Source organism: Xanthomonas sp. SI (assembly GCF_014236855.1).
GTDB lineage: Bacteria > Pseudomonadota > Gammaproteobacteria > Xanthomonadales > Xanthomonadaceae > Xanthomonas_A.
The window spans coordinates 1,676,244-1,693,981 of sequence record NZ_CP051261.1; the positions used below are offsets into that span (position 1 = coordinate 1,676,244).

The 17,738-nt window shown below is 61.1% G+C and carries 8 protein-coding genes; 6 read left to right on the forward strand and 2 right to left on the reverse strand.

The genetic code is table 11. The features are described 5' to 3' along the window. Window positions 1-42: 42 nt before the first annotated feature. Entirely contained in the window at window positions 43-1,041 is a 999-nt protein-coding gene (locus tag HEP75_RS07090; RefSeq protein WP_185825934.1) for a polyprenyl synthetase family protein, read from the reverse strand. Window positions 1,042-1,233: 192 nt separating this feature from the next. On the opposite strand from HEP75_RS07090, the gene HEP75_RS07095 reads away from it, so the two are divergent. Both HEP75_RS07095 and HEP75_RS07100 read left to right on the forward strand, forming a co-directional pair. Beyond that, window positions 1,234-1,764, forward strand: coding sequence for a single-stranded DNA-binding protein (locus tag HEP75_RS07095; protein ID WP_185815777.1), 531 nt, complete (start codon window positions 1,234-1,236; stop codon window positions 1,762-1,764). Between the two features lie 104 nt (window positions 1,765-1,868). Continuing rightward, on the forward strand, window positions 1,869-2,144 hold the full coding sequence (locus HEP75_RS07100; protein ID WP_185825935.1) for a hypothetical protein: 276 nt from the start codon (window positions 1,869-1,871) through the stop codon (window positions 2,142-2,144). Window positions 2,145-2,954: 810 nt separating this feature from the next. Here HEP75_RS07100 and HEP75_RS07105 read toward each other — a convergent pair. After that, window positions 2,955-4,052, reverse strand: a complete 1,098-nt coding sequence (locus tag HEP75_RS07105; protein WP_185825936.1) for a cytochrome c peroxidase — start codon at window positions 4,050-4,052, stop codon at window positions 2,955-2,957. Between the two features lie 130 nt (window positions 4,053-4,182). On the opposite strand from HEP75_RS07105, the gene HEP75_RS07110 reads away from it, so the two are divergent. From HEP75_RS07110 to HEP75_RS07130, 4 genes are all read left to right on the forward strand, one after another. Then, window positions 4,183-9,864 (forward strand): IPT/TIG domain-containing protein, encoded by a 5,682-nt coding sequence (locus HEP75_RS07110; RefSeq protein ID WP_255424087.1) that lies wholly within the window; start codon window positions 4,183-4,185, stop codon window positions 9,862-9,864. Between the two features lie 27 nt (window positions 9,865-9,891). After that, window positions 9,892-15,342 carry an RHS repeat-associated core domain-containing protein gene (locus HEP75_RS07115; protein ID WP_185825938.1) on the forward strand — a complete coding sequence of 1,817 codons (5,451 nt, stop codon included), beginning with the start codon at window positions 9,892-9,894 and terminating at the stop codon, window positions 15,340-15,342. Window positions 15,343-15,348: 6 nt separating this feature from the next. Further along, a complete protein-coding gene (locus HEP75_RS07120; protein ID WP_185815782.1) occupies window positions 15,349-15,795 on the forward strand; it encodes a hypothetical protein in 447 nt (148 codons plus the stop codon). 315 nt (window positions 15,796-16,110) lie between these two features. Beyond that, window positions 16,111-16,449, forward strand: a complete 339-nt coding sequence (locus HEP75_RS07130; protein WP_185815783.1) for a hypothetical protein — start codon at window positions 16,111-16,113, stop codon at window positions 16,447-16,449. Window positions 16,450-17,738 lie beyond the last annotated feature (1,289 nt).

Here is a 17,738-nt window from a genome sequence, read left to right on the forward strand (position 1 = left end):
CTGCAAATCCCCAATCCCGTCCGGCGCGCACAGCGCGCCGGATCAATGCCTACGTTCGACCGCGTAACGCGCCAATCCGCGCAGCGCGGCCACTGCCTCGCTCTCAGGCAGGCCGTCCAGCGCGCGTTCGGCGGCGGCCGCGTATTCGGCGGCGCGGCGGCGGCTGTAGTCGAGTCCGCCGCTGGCCTGGATCGCCGCCAGCACTTCCGGCATGGCGTCGGCATCGCCTTGTTCGACGATATGGCGCAGGCGCTGGCGGGTGGCCTCGTCGGCGTGGGCCATCGCGTGGATCAGCGGCAGGGTGGCCTTGCCTTCGGCCAGGTCGTCGCCCAGGTTCTTGCCCAGGTCGGCGGCATCGGCGGTGTAGTCGAGCACGTCGTCGGCGATCTGGAACGCATAGCCCAGGTGCATGCCGTAGTCGTACAGGCGCTGCTGCACCTCTTCGGAAGCGCCCGAGGCCATCGCCCCGAGCCGGGTGCCGGCGGCGAACAGCACCGCGGTCTTGCGCTCGATCACGCGCAGATAGGCGGCCTCGTCGGTATCCGGGTTGTGCACGTGCAACAGCTGCAGCACCTCGCCCTCGGCGATGCGATTGGTGGTGTCGGCGAGCAGCCGCATCACCTGCATGCTGTCCAGCTCGACCATCAGCTGGAAGCTGCGCGAGTACAGGAAATCGCCGACCAGCACGCTGGGCGCGTTGCCCCACAGCGCGTTGGCGGTGCTGCGGCCGCGGCGCAGGTCCGATTCGTCGACCACGTCGTCGTGCAGCAGGGTCGAGGTATGGATGAACTCGACGATCACCGCCAGCTGGTGGTGCACCGGCCCGCCGCCGGCGCAGGCGCGCCCGGCCAGCATCACCAGCATCGGCCGCAGGCGCTTGCCGCCTGCGGAGACGATGTGCTCGGCGATCTGGTTGATCAGCACCACGTCCGAGGCCAGACGGCGGCGGATCAGGGCATCGGCGGCGCTCATGTCGGGCGCGGCCAGCGCCTGGATCTGAGGCAGCCCCAGGGCGGGGCGGAGGTCTTCGGCGAGGCTCATGCGGTCGGACTAGGGGGAATGCAGGGATTATAGGCCACCCCGGCGAGGGCTCGCCTGACGCCTGAACCAGGGGAAGGCTGATATCCGCCGCCAGCCCGGTATAATTCACTGTCTGTGCCCGTTTCCGAGCGGGCGACCCTATCCGACTTGCCCGCGCCCGAGCGGGTTCACCACCCAGAACGGAAGAATTCCATGGCCCGCGGCATCAATAAAGTCATCCTCGTCGGCAACCTCGGCAACGACCCCGACACCAAGTACACCCAGGCCGGCATGGCGATCACCCGCATCAGCCTGGCCACCACCAGCGTGCGCAAGGACAAGGACGGCAACCAGCAGGAGCGCACCGAATGGCACCGCGTGGTGTTCTTCGGCAAGCTCGGCGAGATCGCCGGCGAGTACCTGCGCAAGGGCAGCTCGGTCTACGTCGAAGGCTCGATCCGCTACGACAAGTACACCGGCCAGGACGGCGTGGAGAAGTATTCCACCGACATCGTCGCCGACGAGATGCAGATGCTGGGCGGTCGCGAAGGCGGCGGCGGTGGTGGTGCCGGCATGGGCGGCGATCGCCCGCAGCGTGCGGCCGCACCGCGCCAGGAACGCCCGAACCAGGGCGGCGGCGGGCAGGGCGGCGGTGGCCAGGACTACGCGCCGCGCCGCCAGCAGCCGGCGCCGCAGCAGTCCGCGCCGATGGACGATTTCGCGGACGACGATATCCCGTTCTGAGAATACCTTTGCATAGATGTAAACAAAGGCTCTTGGCGCGTTTGCCAAGGGCCTTTTTTAATTGTTAACGTTTCGGTCACGATCAGGTCTATCAGTCACTGCAGGTGGCCCAGGATCGTGCCTTCAAGGGTATGTGCCTGCAGGTCTGGTACGCGGACGACCACACCGAGGCGTTGCTGTACCGACAAGCCGCGCAGTATGAGAGCGGCACTACGGAGGCGCCCATCAAGTTCCCTGCCGACATCGGCGTGATTGCAGGGGAGCAGCGCAAGATGGAGTCAGGGGCGATCGTCCGGATGGATGCGCTCTCGTCCGTACATCATGGCCCTTGGGTACTGGTGGCGGTGGCTTGCCGGCACTACAGGATACCGTTCCCCTAGCAACTGTGGATGCCATTCTTGGTTGCCAGGCAGGGGATGCAGACGCCCGACCAAGACGCAACGACTGCATAACCGGCTTGGACTGATGCGATTTTTGCAGGTCTTGGGAGCGGGCGTGGCTTTCCCTAGTAAGGACGGCGGCAGAGGAGGCGCATCGGTAGCCTTCAGCCACTGCCCGTCACCTTCCGTCGCATGGGGACCAGCCGGGAACTTTCGGTGAAGATGGTTCTGGAGCATAGTCGCGCCACGCCCGGCTAGCGGTCGCATCGGCGGTCGCGCTCATCGACTTCGTAGCCGACACCTACCGACACCGAGAGGCGACGAAGGGCGAGGGGGCGCCGGGATGAAAACCGGGCGGCGATGAGCATGTCCTTGCATAGTTCCGCGCCCTCGCACACCACCGCGTGCAGTGCCATACTTAAGCCAGCTCAGTCATGGAAAGGCATAGCTCTTGATGAAGACACGGACTCTCCCCGCAATGTTTCTCGTACTGGTTGCAGCAGTTGCCTGCGATCACGTCGACAAGCCGCACTTACAGCCGGGAGTTGCTTCCATCTCGCTGCAGTCGCTGACAGTTGGCAGCAACAAGGCGCGGGATGGAGTTCTTACGCAGCCGATCACTGTGCTGGACGCGCTGACCATTGAGGTCGCGTTGAATTCCGCTTCGCCGGCAGATGCCGATCCGATCAAAGCGCGATTCATCAACTTGGCAACTGGCCAAGTAGCTTCCACTGGGTCCGGTGCCGTCGCCGACAAGCGAGCTACATTGACTCTGACCCCCAAGGGCCGTCGGGAATGGGAACCAGGACGTTACTTGCTTGAAGTAAGTCTAGGCAGCTCTTTGTTGGGGACGCGTGACATCGACATCTCTGCGTCAGCGCCTGCAGGTTGATCCTCCGTAGAAATCGCGCGCAGGAACGCTGTCAGCTGCCTCTGTTCGGTCACCGTCAGGTTCACGGCCCGGCCGCGCCCAAGGCTGCGGTAGTAGATTTCACGCTCTACCGCCTTCTCCAGCGTGGCCACACTTCCATCGTGCATGTATGGCGCGGTAAGCGCGACATTGCGCAAGCTGGGGGTGCGGAACGCGCCCAGGTCGGCCGGCCTGCGCGTCACCACGAAGCGACCCAATTCGGCGATCTCCCGCTCGGAGAGCACCAGGGTACCCAGCGGCTGATTGATGCGCCTGGCCTGTTCCAACCGGCCTAGTAGTGCAGCGACATCGCCAGCAATCTGCTCAAAACCGACGCCGGCATGATGGAACTTCTGATCGGTAAAGGTAGCTGGGCTGCCAGCAAGTAGGTGACACTCCGTACAGGCCGCCTTGCCAGTGAAGAGTGCGAGACCAGCACGCTCATCTGCGTCTAGCAGTGACGGCTCTCCAATGCTTCTGTCGTAACGCGTCGGCTGACGTGGCAGGGCGCGCAGGTACTGCGTCAGACCTTCTGCGACGGCCGATTGGTCTAGCTGATTTCCATCAGCATATTTGGCATAGCGTGGCTGCGCGTTGATCCGCGCCAACAGCATACGCACGTCCGCCAGCCCCATCTCCTGCGAATTGGTGAACGCCTGCAGCGCTACTACCTTGAGATGGCGCTCCCGGCCATCCCAGAACAGCGTTGAGTAGACAGTGGCATCGGCCAGATCAGGCGCGTTTCGCGTGCTTACCCGGCCGTGCACGCCTACCGAGACCTCGCGGCCGTCGGTGAATGATTTGGCGGGGACGTGGCAGTCCGCACAGCTGACCGCACCATCAGCACTCAAGCTTCGATCAAAGAAAAGTTCGCGCCCTAGTGCAACCGTGGCCGCGTCACCCTGCGCGCCTGGAAGCCGTGCGGCTCGCTCGCATCCGGCCAATCCAGTTGCGGAAAAAATTGTGACTGCGGTAGCAAAAAATAATCTGAACTTCATTTTCCGCCACGCGCTCCATCGCTGTTGATGTCATTGCTTGACACACAAGATCGCATTATGCAAAAAATATTGAAGCTAAAGAACTGCCAACGGAAGGCATGCTGGGCCAGGCAATCTGGCCTACGTGCTGATGCTCAACAGTGCGCAAAAGCAGATGGGGCCAAAGGATATGGACGTTCCGCAACACCGCGTCGTACGACGTGCCGGTTGGCTCTATGCGCTTCTCGGCATTTCCATCATTGATTTCAGCATTGCGCGTCGCATCGGGTTGCGCATTGCTGGGTTCATCGCCCTGCTCGTGGGGAGCGAATCGGCATTGGCTGCTGCCTATGTCTATGACGCCAACGGGCGGCTGATCGCGGTCACCAATGAAGCGGGCGATACAGCGCGCTATCACTATGATGCCCTGGGGAACATTACCCGCGTCCAGCGCCTGCCATCGGGTGCGCTCGCCATCTTCGATTTCGCGCCGCGCCAGGGCGGCGCCGGTGACAGGGTCACGCTGAGAGGGCTGGGCTTCAGCGCAACGCCGGCGCAGAACGTCGTTCGCTTCAATGGCGTGGTTGCCGAAGTGGTCACCGCTAGCACAGGCAGCTTGACCACCATCGTTCCAGCAGCCGCCACAACTGGAGTGCTGACTGTCACCGTAGGCAATCAATCCGCCAGCAGCGATGTCCCGTTCGTTGTCGAAGCCCAACCCCGCGCGCCCCTCATTACCGCCGTCAGCCCGCATATCACCTCGGTCGGGGCTGCCCTCACCATCAGCGGACAGTCGCTGCTGCCGCTTGCTGGGCAGACCAGCGCTCGCCTTGGCCTTGCGCCGCTTCTCCTTAGCCAGGCCAGTAACTCAACACTGCAGGCCGAAGTTCCTGGTGGTGCGAGTAGTGGCCGGATTAGGGTCACTACACCCTACGGCAGCGCTATCAGCGCAGACGACGTGCTTGTCGTGCCTGCGGGAATTGATGACGTGGCCATTATTGGTACGGCGAAACGCTTGGCCGTCGACGGGCAGCTCAACGATCTTTCGACGGACTCTGCGGGGAAAAGCGTAGCGATCCTGTTCGAGGCGCAAGGCGGTGACTACATCAGTGCGCAGTTCTCCGAGCTGACCAGCGAGCTGAACTATGCCCTGTATGGCATCGGGAACAAACGCCTCGCCACGGGGACGGTCTCAGCCAACGCGCCGAGCTTCCATATGCCCGCGCTGAAGTCAGCCGGGACTCATCTGCTGGTGTTGACCCCCAAGGCAGGCCCGCTGACGTGGAAGTTGCAACTCGAGCGGTCCGCCGTTCTGGAAATCGACGGCACCGTTCAGGATGTAAGCACAAGCATCGCAGGGCAGAGTCGCAGGCTGGTCTTCGATGCACGCAAAGGTATGCCACTTGGCTTGGGACTTGCGGAAAAAACAGGGCCTCCCGCATGGGGTTCGGCTACGGTGACCGTGCAAGGGCCAGACGGAGGCCAAGCAGGATTCCAGCAGTGCGCGCAAGCGAACAATGGATGCAGTCTCAATCTTTCCGCATTGAATACGGGTAGACACGCGGTTCTCGTCACGCCCGCAGCCTCTGGAACCCGCCTTCTTGCGTTCCAGGCGGCTCTGTCAACCGATGCGCAACGCACCCTGGCGCGCGGTACGCCACTAGCCCTTTCCCTTCCGCGCGCAGGCCAGAACGCTAGGCTGAGCTTCACTGGAGCCGCAGGCGAAGTGCTCGGCCTGCTGATTGCAGGACAAGCCACCCTACCTGCCGGCCGCAGCGTCTATTACCGCGTCAACCGCCCAGACGGAACGCTCTGGAAGTCTGTCGCAGCCTCAAGCGGACTGGTGCTGAACCTGGCACTCCCTGTCACCGGCACCTATGACGTCTTCGTCGACGCCGGATACGGTGAAACACTTGCCACGGAGGTGCTGCTGCGCGGCAGCGAGGGAAGCCCTGTCATCGGCGGCGCCACGTCGACACATGTGGCGGCACGCGCGGGTGAGGCGGCGTACTTCCAGATCACTGCGTCGTCCGGCGACTCCCTCGGCCTGGGCATCAGCAATCTGACGATTGCCAACGGCAGTGGCGCGGCTGTGAACGTATACCGGCCCAACGGCACGTTGCTGGCCAACACCACTTGCCATGCAGCGAATGCCGGCTGCGATCTCAACCTGTCCTCGCTGGAGGACGGCGTGCATGGCGTGGAGGTGGTGCCGCTGGATCCGGCGCAGACCATGCAGTTCGACGCCACGGTCTCCCGTGACCTCGCGGTGAACATGGTCCGAGCAACTCCGACTTCCCTGAGCTTGCCGCGCCATGGACAAAACGCGCGCCTGGCATTCACCGCCGCGGCAAATGAAGTCATCGCGCTCAAGATTACCGCCCAGACCACGCAACCGTCTGGTGCCGGCGTGTACTTCCGCGCACTCCGCCCAGATGGTGTGACCGTCACCTCTGGCTACGCCGCAGGCGACAAGACGCTGCTGATCGACACCAGCGTTGCCGGAACCTATCAGATCTTCGTCGACCCCGAGAACGGTGCGACCGCGGCTGCGACGCTGACTCTGGAAGCAGGCGTGCTAGGTCAAATGGAACTGGATGGCAGCATCGGCGAGTACGAGAGCGCCGCAGGCAAGGACGTGTCCTTCGCCATCAACGCGGTAGCCGGCAAACATCTCGGGTTCGGCATCAGTCACTTGAGCGTGAACAGTGGCACGTACGTGCGTATCTACGCCTATACGCCGAGCGGCGCCAGCGTTGGAAACGAAACGTACTGCTACGTGAGCAACGGCGGCTGCGACGTCCAGCTCTACAACCCGGTCAGCGGCACCTACAGCATCGTGATGCGGCCGGTGAGCAGCACGCAAACGATGAAGTTCAGGGCAACCCTGTCATCCGCGTTGCGCTCGACGCTATCCCGCGATGTCCCCTTCAATCTAAGCTTGGACCGGCGTGGCCAGGACGCGCTGATGACCTTCAGTGGGGTCGCCGGCGAAACGGTGGCGCTGCAGATTGCCGGCCAGTCGAGCCTGCCTGCGGGCAGGACGGTGGCCTACCGGGTCTACAAGCCCAGCGAACGCCGCAGCAGCTATCACATCGCCAGCATTGCGCCGGAGACCGGTGGTGCCCTCAACATTCGTTTACCGGAGAATGGCGAGTACTGGGTGTACGCCGATCCTCAGTTTGGCGCAGCCGCAGCGGCGAGGATCACTCTGTCCACAGGCAGCACCAGCGGATTGGTGCTGGATGGTGCGTCGGCGGCATTCATCGCTGACCAGCCAGCGCAGACGGCGCACTATAGCTTTAACGCAATCGCCGGGCAGCACATGGGCTTTGCGGTCAGCGACCTGGGCGTCTCCGATGGAACGTATGTGCGCATCTACGCCTATGGGCCCAACGGCAACAGTATCGAGGATGATTCGTACTGCTATGTGGAGCGCGGCGGCTGTGATGTGGATATCTACAATCCCGTCGCCGGCAGCTATAGCGTGGTGGTCGTGCCATCGGTCGCCGGACAGCGCATGCAGTTCACCGCCACGCTGTCCAGTAGCGCTCCTGTCGCGCTAGCCGCTGACACCCCGACAATGCTGCAGCTGTCTCGGCGGGGCCAGGATGGAATGCTGACCTTCAATGGCAGCCAGGGCGAAACCGTTGGCTTGCAGATTGCGGGCCAAGCGAGCGCTCCTGCTGGCAACACAGTGCGCTATCGGATCTACAAACCGAGCGAGCGCCGGCCGAGCTACCAGTTTGCCGACATCACTCCTCTCAATGGCGGGGCGCTGAACATGTCGCTGCCTGAGACCGGAACCTATTGGATATGGGCAGATCCAGACAACGGTGCCACCGCAAGTGCCCAGATCACGCTCTCCACGGGAACCACCAGCGGGCTGGTCCAGAACGGCGGCGCGGCGGGAGTGGAGACCATCTTGCCCGGCCAGACCGCGTACTTCCGCTTCAATGCAACAGCCGGCCAGCACCTCGGTTTCGGTCTGAGCGACCTGGTCGTGAGCAGTGGAACGCTGGTGCGCATCTACGCCTATGCGCCGAACGGCAACAACATTCAGGACGACTCGTATTGCTACGTCGCCGACGGTGGCTGCGACATCGACATCTACAACCCCGTCACGGGCACCTACAGCGTCATGGTCGTGCCCGAACACGGCGATCAAGCGATGCAGTTCAATGCAACGCTCTCGTCCAGCGCGGGTGTCACCCTGGAGCGCGATGTTCCGGCAGTGCTTGATCTGACGCGCCGCGGCCAGGATGGTCTGATGACGTTCAACGGAACCCAGGGCGAGAATCTCGCTTTCCTGGTCGCTGGCCAGACGACCGTACCTGGAGATCGCCAGGTGACCTATCGGGTCTTCAAGCCAAGCGATCGTCGGCCTAGCTACTACATTCACTCCTTCAACGCCCAGACCGGCGGATCGGTGAACATGGTACTGCCGGAGACGGGGACCTATTGGATCTTGGCAGATCCGATCAAAGGCGCCACCAGCCGCTCGCACGTAACGCTGTCCACAGGTACGGTCAGCGGCATGGAGCGCGATGGTGCAGTGGTCCAGTTCGCATCCACACACCCAGGGCAATCAGCCCACTTCCGCTTCAACGCGACAGCGGGCCAACACCTCGGATTCGCTGTCAGCGATCTGACCGTAAGTACGAACAACTATGTGCGCATAGATGCGTATGCTCCAAATGGCAACGGCATCGCCGATACATCCTATTGCTATGTGGCCGATGGCGGCTGCGACATCGATATCTACAATCCTGTAGCCGGGACATACAGCATCATCGTGTCCGCCGCGGAACCCGGTCAGACCATGCAGTTCAAAGCGGGGTTGAGCAGCAGCGCTGGCCCTGCACTGGCACGCGACACACCGTTGAACCTGCAATTGGATCGTCGTGGAAAAGATGCGGTCATGACCTTTGCTGGCAACGCGGGAGAGTCGGTGGCGCTTCTTGTCGCCGGCCAATCTACTGTTCCTGCAGGGAAGATGGTCCGTTACCGCGTCTACAAGCCTAGTGAGCGGCGACGCTCCTACGAACTCGATGTCATCACGCCCATAACAGGGGGATCGACCAATCTGATCCTTACAGAGTCGGGGACCTACTGGCTGTGGGCGGACCCCGACAATGGCGCAACCACCAACGCACGGGTGACGTTGTCCACCGGGAATGCGAATCCGCTTGTGCAGGATGGATCGCCAACTCAGTTTGCCTCGACCCAAGCGGGTCAATCGGCACACTTCCGCTTCCCGGCGACAGCCGGTGCTCACCTGGGCTTTGCCATCAGTGGCCTAAGCCTGAGTGAAGGCAGCTATGTACGGGTGTACGCCTATTCGCCCACTGGTACCGGCATCGCCGACACGTCTTACTGCTATGTCAGTGACGGCGGCTGCGACATCGATTTCTATAACACGGTTGCTGGCGATTACAGCATCTTGGTGCAACCCACCACGACCGGACAAACCATGCAGTTCACTGCAACGTTGTCCTCCAATGCTGGGGTCGCCCTCCAGCGCGGTGTCGTGGCGCCCCTGCCGCTTTCGCGCCGTGGTCAGGATGGTCTGCTGACCTTTACCGGCACCCAAGGCGAGAAAGTCACCCTGCAGGTCGCCGCGCAAGTCACACAGCCTGCTGGTGGCCGTGTCGTCTACAGCGTGTTCAAGCCTAGTGACAGGCGTCGTGGTTACGCGATAAGCACCGCCGGCCCAACCACTGCAGGCAACTTAAACGTGACATTGCCAGAGACGGGAACGTACTGGATTCTGGTCGACCCGGATCTTGGCCGGTCAGCCAGTGCCAATGTTTCCGTCTCGACCTCGCCCTAAGCGCCGTCAGCGAAGAGATCAACGACTATGAAGAATGGAATCTACAAGGTACAGGCAGTCAGCCGCATGCGCTCCAAGGTCTTCGTGGTGGGGATGCTGCTGGGAGCGCTGTCGATGGTCGGCTCGCTGTGGCATCTGGAAGTGGGTTTGCTGCCCGCTGCTCAGGCCAGCGCGGCGGAAAGCGCCCTGGGCGACGTTATGCAGCCGTTGGCGGCACTAGCGCAACGCGTGCAGCTGAAGGATGGTCGCTGGCTGCAACTGAACGCCGCCGGCACGCAGCTTCGAAAAGAGGGTGCGGGTGCAACTCCGTCGGACAAAGCGCTGGATCTGCCGGAAGTTCGCATCAACCCCAGCTTGACGCTACTGCCGAGTGGTCGTGTGTTGATCTGGGGCGGTACCGACGGTCACGGTACCTTGCGACGCGATGGGCTCTGGTATGACCCTACGCTGGACGCGCTTTCAGTTGCCAACGACCTGACGCTGTCTCCGCGTGCAGGCCACACCGCAACGGTGCTGACGGACGGTAGTGTACTGTTCGCCGGCGGCGACACCGCGTCGGCAGGCATGCCTGCCGAGCTTTGGGATGAACGCAGGAACCGCGCGTTGGCGCTTGCCGACGAGACCAGCATCGCGCGCCGTGGTCATACGGCGCTGCTGCAGAGTGACGGGCAGGTGCGCATTGCCGGTGGCGTCGATCGCCACGGAACACGTCAGGAAACAGATCTGGTCTACAGCCAGAACGGCGGGCGATTCTCCAATGCACTGTCGCAGCAAGACCATCTTCCAGCCGGACTGGCTGGCTCGATCCCGGCCCAGGGAGCCAAGGACGTGCTGCCGTCCCAGCGTTTGTCGGTACGCTTCGCGCAACCCGTCAACGTGGCCGATTTTTCCACGTCGTCGGTCACCTTGATCGGCCCCGGCGGCACTACCCCCATCGAGGTCATGCCGGCCGAAGGCGGCCGGCTGCTGTTCGTCTCGCCGAAACGGTCGCTGTTCCCCGCCTCCCACTACACCCTCATGGTTGACGGTGTGCGTACCCGGGAAGGAAAGCCACAGCCGCTGGTGGCGATCGACTTCAGCACCGCCGCCCTTGACGCCGCTGGAAGCGCCACCGAGACCGCAGATACTGCAACAGAGCCGGAGAGTGAGCGAGTCACCACCGGGGATGCGCGTCATCGGAGTGGCTGCGATCAGACGGGAAGCGCCGCTCAGCCCTGTCGCGCGCACGGCTTTGTCGACAATGGCATCTGGTACCCCGGCCGTGACAACACCGATAGTCGGTGGCGCATCTACAGCGATGAGAAGCGCGTCGAGTTGGCCGGATACTCGGCCATCATGGCCGCGCGCTACAAACTGACCGCGCTGCGCGGCCGCGTGGTCCGCGTGGACCAGATGCCGGTCGCCAATGTCGAGGTCAGCATCGGCAGCATCACGACCCGAACCAATGCCGACGGCTGGTTCGCCCTGTTCGACTTGCCCCAGGGCCATCAGGAGCTGTACGTCGACGGCAGCACCGCCAATGTCGGCGCTGACCAGTATGGGCAGTTCGTGGTCGGCGTGGACATCAAGCCCGGTCGCCTCAACGAATTGCCGTACCTGATGCACCTGCCCAAGATCAGCGCTCGGGACAAGGTGCGCATCGCCTCCCCGCTGAAGCAGGACCTGGTCATCGGCCATCCGGACATCCCGGGGCTGGAGCTGCACATACCCAAAGGCACGGTCATTCATGACCGCAAGGGGCGACTGGTCAACGAGATCGCGATCGTGCCGACGCCGGTCAACAGGGCGCCATTCCCGGTGATGGAAAACCATCCCATGGCGTTCACGGTCGAGCCCGGTGCATCTCAGGTGCGCGGGCTGGATCCCGACGCGCGCAATGGCATCCGTGTCTACTACCCGAACTACGACAATTACAGGAAGGGAACCGAAGCCGACTTCTGGATTTACGATCCAACCGATGGCTGGCGGGTGTACGGGCGCGGCACGGTTTCCAAGGACGGACGCCATTTCGTGCCGGAACAGGGCGTCGCCCTGCACGAAACCATGGGCGGCATGTACAGCGTTCCTGGGGGAAATGGCGCAAGCGAGCCCAACCTGGCCGCGGACAACTCCGGGCAATGCGGCTGCAGCGGCGATGCTGCCGTCGCCGGCGATCCGGTCGACCTGAAGACCGGCGAGTTCACCCACGCCGAGACCGACCTCTCCATCGACGATATCGTGCCCATTACCGTGGGGCGCAATTATCGGCCCAACGATCTCAAGCGCGGCGTCTTCGGCATTGGCATGTCGTGGAATTGGGGCTACACCCTCAATCGCCCCAGTACCGCCAACTACGACGTCCTGGAACTGGTGCAGCCCAATGGCTCATCGTTGCGGTTCGACAGGATTTCCGGCACCGGCAACCAGGGCGAGTGGCGGCAGGCCGGCTCCAATACCCGCTTCGCCGGCGCGTTGATCAAGACCGTCTACGACTCGGATCCGACCCAGCCCTGGGGGCGAGCGTTCCTGCTCACCCTGCGTGACGGTTCCCGGATGCAGTTCTCCAGTTGGAACGACATCCGCGTGCGCTGGATCGAGGATCGTCACGGCAACCGCACGTCGCTGCTCTACAACGCAGGCCTGATATCGGAGATCATCTCGCCCAGCGGCCGCTCCGTCGCCATCGCCTACGACGGCAGCAATCGCATCAAGACACTGCGCGACCATACTGGCCGCGAGTGGTCGTACAGCTACGACAGCAACGGCCTGCTCTCGAAGGCAACGTATCCGGATGCGACGTTCCGCCAGTACACGTTCCAGACGCGTGTTCAGAACGGAGCCATGGCTCAGCACCGCATCGAGTCGATCACGAATCAGCGCGGGCATCGCCTGCTGCTCAACCGCTTCGAGACGGTCAATGGCGTTTCGACCGGGCGGGTGATCAAGCAGACCCAGGCCGATGGCGGCGAGATCAGCATCGACTACGCCCACGTCGACAACGGGGTGACCGGCACGCTGGTTACCGAGGTTGATGGCAGCAAGCGCAGGATTGTATTCGCCGATGGCACCCCTTACCCGGTCTCGGAGACACTGGCGTATGGGACTGCGGAAGCGCAGACCTTCACCTACGAGCGCAACAGCAACGGCCAGCTGATTCGCAGCACCGACCCGCTGGGACGAAAGACCGAGTACAGCTACAACGCGGACGGCCAGACCACACAGATCATAGCGATGGCGGGCACAGCGAAGGCCCGGACCCTCAGCATGACGTACAACGCCGATGGCGACCTGACGTCCATCACCGACCCGCTGAACAGGGTCACGCGGCTGGGCTACCAGAACCGCTGCCTGAGTTCGGTGACCGATACGCTCAATCGCACCGCGCTCTATCGCTGCAACGCCGCTGGCCAGATGATCAGCGCCACCGATCCACTGCAACGGACACTACAGCTCCACTACGACGGATTCGACTTGGTCGGGGTTACCGATACCCTGGGGCGTCGCACCAACTATCGCATCGATTCCCTGGGACGCGTGGTCGCAACAGAAGACCCGCAGGGCAACGTCGTCCGCCGCGAGTACGACGTGATGGGGCGGGTCAAGAAGCTGGTCGATGCGCATGGCATGGCATTGGAGTACGGCTTCGATGCCAACGGCAATGTCGCCGCTGTGTTGCTGCCCAACGGCAATGGGATCACCTACACCTACGATAGCCGCGACCGTCCTTTGACCCGTACCGATGCGACTGGAAAGGGCGAGCAGTGGACGTACGACCTGGCTGATCGCGTCACCAGCCACATCGACAGGCTGCAGCGCGCTGTCGTCAACACATACGACGTGTTGGGACGACCGAAGACCACCACCTTCCAGGATGGCACCAAGGCCACCTATACATATGACGCCGGCAATCGCCTGCGTGCGCTTACGGACACTGGCGCGGTAGGCACACTGAGCTGGGACTACGACGACTTCGATGCGGTCATTGCCGAATCCGGCCCGCAGGGAACCGTCGGGTACGCCTACGACGGTGTCGGCCGTCGCAAGGAAATGCGTGCAGGTGCGCAGGCCCAAGTCATCTATACCTATGACGATGGCGACCGCCTGCGGCAGCTGGACCAAGGGATGGAGAGGGTCCAGTTCGACTACGACGATGTCGACCGTCTGGGGACCTTGACGCTGCCCAATGGCGTCGAGGCCGTACACGGCTACGATGAAGGCAACCAGCTGACCAGCCTGGCCTGGCAGAAGCCCAGCAAGCCGGCGATCGGTACCTTGAGCTTCGACTATGACCGCAACGGACAGGTCGTCAGCCAGAGCGGCAGCTTTGCCAGCCAGGTCTTGCCCGCGGCAACAACGAGCACAAGCAGCTTCGACGACGCCAATCGTCAGCTGACGCACAACGGTCGCACGCTGACCTACGACGACAACGGCAACCTCATCGGCGATGGGGTGCGCAGCTATGTCTGGAACGTCCGCAACCAGTTGGTGGAGATCCGTGAAGGGACCAGCACCATCGCTGCATTCGGCTATGACCCGCTCGGCCGGCGAGTCGCACGGACCGAAGGAGGCGTTGCCACCCAGTACCTGTACGACGGGCAGAACGCGGTGCAGGAAGCGGTCGGCAACAACGCCAATCCGATCCTGACCGGACTCGGCGTCGATCAACGTTTTGCTCGCAACGGCGCGGGCGGTCGAACCTACTACCTGACCGACCATCTGGGCAGCACGCGCGGGCTGACCAACGCGTCCGGCGATCTTCTCGAGCGCTACGACTACACCCCCTACGGGCAATTGCAGAACGCACCAAGTGGCTCCACCAACCCGTATCGCTATACCGGCAGAGAGGAGGACGAAAGCGGGCTCTACTACTATCGGGCGCGCTACTACAGCCCGGAAATGGGCCGCTTCATCAGCGAGGACTCCTACGGCTTCGCCTCCGGCGATGCGAACTTCTACGCCTACGCACTGGGCAACCCGATCAGCTACAACGATCCTTCGGGGCATATTGCTTGGTTTGTATTGGTTCCACTGATTTGGGGCGGAATTGAAGTCGCAATTTCCCTGTACGACGCATATGACACAGGGAGAACGCTGCTCGATCCCTGCGAAACCACCGAAGCCAAGGTGATCGCTGCTGTTGGATTCGGTGTGGGCCTTTTCGCACCAGGGGGCGGTTACGGCTCGGGCTCAAAGAAGGTCTATCAATATGCGCTTCGAGCAAAAGCAGATGGCTGGTATCCTGTTATGACCAGGGGAAGTAAGAGCCCAACTTCGCAAGTCTGGCTATCCGAAGGTGAAGTGTGGAAATTTGGTACGACTCAGAATCCAAATAAAAGGTATCCTAAGCAATATCTGCAAGGCATTGGAACCGGTGGTGTCGATATGGTGAAGGAGTTTGACGGGACTAGGTCCCAGGCGCTAATGCTTGAGCAAATGAAGATCGATAACTTCCATTTTCAGAATGGCCAACTCCCGCCAGGAAATAAGGTTAGAAGGTAGGTTGAGATGAAGCTAGATTTTACGGCCGACTACGACTGGGAGGCGCGGATTGATAGGATCAAAAGTCACTACGCGCGCAATGCTGATGATTTTACCCATCGATCTTACGGCAGTGAGGTGGCCACAGTGTCTCTACTTTTCATGTGCCGCGATCCGTCCATAAAATTTAAACGAAGAGTTCGGTTTTTTTCTAAAAGCGCGGAGTTTTATACCGACGTCATGTTGGATCTGCCAACCATCGTCCCGCTTTCGATGAAGGAGAAAATGCACTACGTTTCCTGTGAGCTTCTTCAGCAGCTGTCAGAACAGTTGAACAAACGTAAGTTCAAGGACTTTGATCATGCTCGGTTTCTCAACGATCTAGAGAAATGGCTCGAGGGAATTGAAGAGCGCTATGACGGCCAGACGTCGGGACCTTGGCGTTATGCGTCGGGCGAAGAGGTTGAGCAATGAACGCAATTGAGATCGGCCTTTCCTTGATGCCGTGTCCATGCTGCGGAAATCTAACGATTGAAGAGCCCGGGCAATATGAGATTTGTCCAGTATGTCAATGGGAGGATGATCCAGTTCAATCAAGCGATCCAGGATACTCTGGTGGAGCCAACGAATTGTGTCTTAATCAAGTCAGGATCCACTGGGGATTGAATAATTTAGATGTATAATCTCGGACTAAGGATTTTGTGGCCGTTGGTTTATCTCGGGTGCCAATAAGGTTAGTGGCGAAATTGCAGTGAAGGAGGTTTATAAAATCTGAATATGAGGTAGGTCGTGAAAGCTGACGATTTCGTATCAGCAATTGAGACGTACGTGCTTGAGTCTGCCGTAGATGACACGATTTCCCTTCTCAAGCATCCGCCCGGACGCAAGGTTGCTCCTGATGTGGCGGCGCGCTCCGAATGGTTCAACAGCTTGTCTGATGCAGAGGCCGAATTGGTGCGCGCAGTCATCCACGATGCAGCGCACTCAGCGATCTTCGGATTTTTTGCGGTACTTGACCGTGCGCGTGTTATCGATGATGAGAAAGGGGTCTTCGAGCTCTACTATGTCGGTCAGAAGAAGACTTTGTTGAATCCACCTGACATTGCTCTGCACGAATTACTTCAGTGAGGAAAAGAACGTACGGAGGCATGTTGCCGCTCATTTGAACTAGGGAAATCAAGCGCAACGACAGAGATGCGGGCTGCTGATGCTGGACTCTATTAGCAAATACAAGGTTTAAGAAATCGGCAGTCGCCTCCTGGACGATAAATGCGCCACCTAACTCATCTGGACGTAGGAGCCAATCTTGCTGCTGGTCGTGATGTTGAGCAGTTGCTATCCGAGCGACATGAGATGAATAAACTCGTAATTTGCTATATCTCCATGAGAGAAATAAAATCAGATGGTTGGGGGAGTCCGCCCCAAACGGAAGTGGTGCTGCCACTTCGGCTGACGCTGGCGTGGTCGGCGGCGCTCTGGCGAGTCCGCGTGTCTATTGCCGTGCTACCTCCTGGTTTGGCTGGATGGCCCTCGCGAACGCGCCTTCCGCGGGTGGCTGAAAGGGTCGTGATGCCTCGTATCCAGGCACGGCAAGAATGCTGAAGCGGGCGAGATAGGTCGTTGGCGGGAAACGTATGCTTGTAGGAGCACTACCAAGTGGCTAGCAGCCCAACAAAAAATGTAAACAACTTTGGTTGGTACGCAAGGTTGTTTACACTTGTTGGATCCCGGTAAAGGCCAAGCCGTTGCCTGTCAATGCTTTTCCATGCTTGTTTACACTGTTGATACACACAACCGTTCTAGAGGATACCTTTGCGTAGATGTAAACAAAGGCTCTTGGCGCGTTTGCCAAGGGCCTTTTTTAATTGTTAACGTTTTCCTGAGGGCTGTTGGGGCACTCACAGGAGCACGAGCATGCTCATGCCCGTAGCCACGAGCGAACTTCCGAGCATGAACACGATTGTCCCAGCCTGTGAACCACGCTCAGGCGGGCAGTGCATCGGGGGCTGGAAGACTCTAACGTCGGCGTGGCTGTGCTCGCAAGATTAGAGGACGTTATCGGGGTAGGGTGGAGGTCCGCTGATGCCGTAACGGCATCTCTCCTTCAGGCTCGTCGGCGAGCGCGGCACTCGGATGTCAAAACGCGCTCAGGACCTATTGCGTGACCTCGCTGTTGACCGAGGTCGCGGCCAGCGCCGCCAGCCGTCGAATCGCCACGACGAACGCATGGGTAGGCCGGCTCCACGACGAGCGGGTGTCACGATCGCGATGCGCGAGGCGCAGCACGTGCTCGTAGACTCCCCGCCACACGGCCTTCGCCTTCGTCCGAGGCACTCTCGAACTGACGCATTAGTTTGTCATCGGCCAGTTCCGGCTCAGTCAGGAAAGCATCGGCCAAGCGACCTGGAAGTCATGTG

Coding starts and splice junctions, on each gene's coding strand:
- HEP75_RS07090 (WP_185825934.1), bottom strand. CDS start 1,041: ATGAGCCTCGCCGAAGACCTCCGCCCCGCCCTGGGGCTGCCTCAGATC.
- HEP75_RS07095 (WP_185815777.1), top strand. CDS start 1,234: ATGGCCCGCGGCATCAATAAAGTCATCCTCGTCGGCAACCTCGGCAAC.
- HEP75_RS07105 (WP_185825936.1), bottom strand. CDS start 4,052: ATGAAGTTCAGATTATTTTTTGCTACCGCAGTCACAATTTTTTCCGCA.
- HEP75_RS07110 (WP_255424087.1), top strand. CDS start 4,183: ATGCTCAACAGTGCGCAAAAGCAGATGGGGCCAAAGGATATGGACGTT.
- HEP75_RS07115 (WP_185825938.1), top strand. CDS start 9,892: ATGAAGAATGGAATCTACAAGGTACAGGCAGTCAGCCGCATGCGCTCC.
- HEP75_RS07120 (WP_185815782.1), top strand. CDS start 15,349: ATGAAGCTAGATTTTACGGCCGACTACGACTGGGAGGCGCGGATTGAT.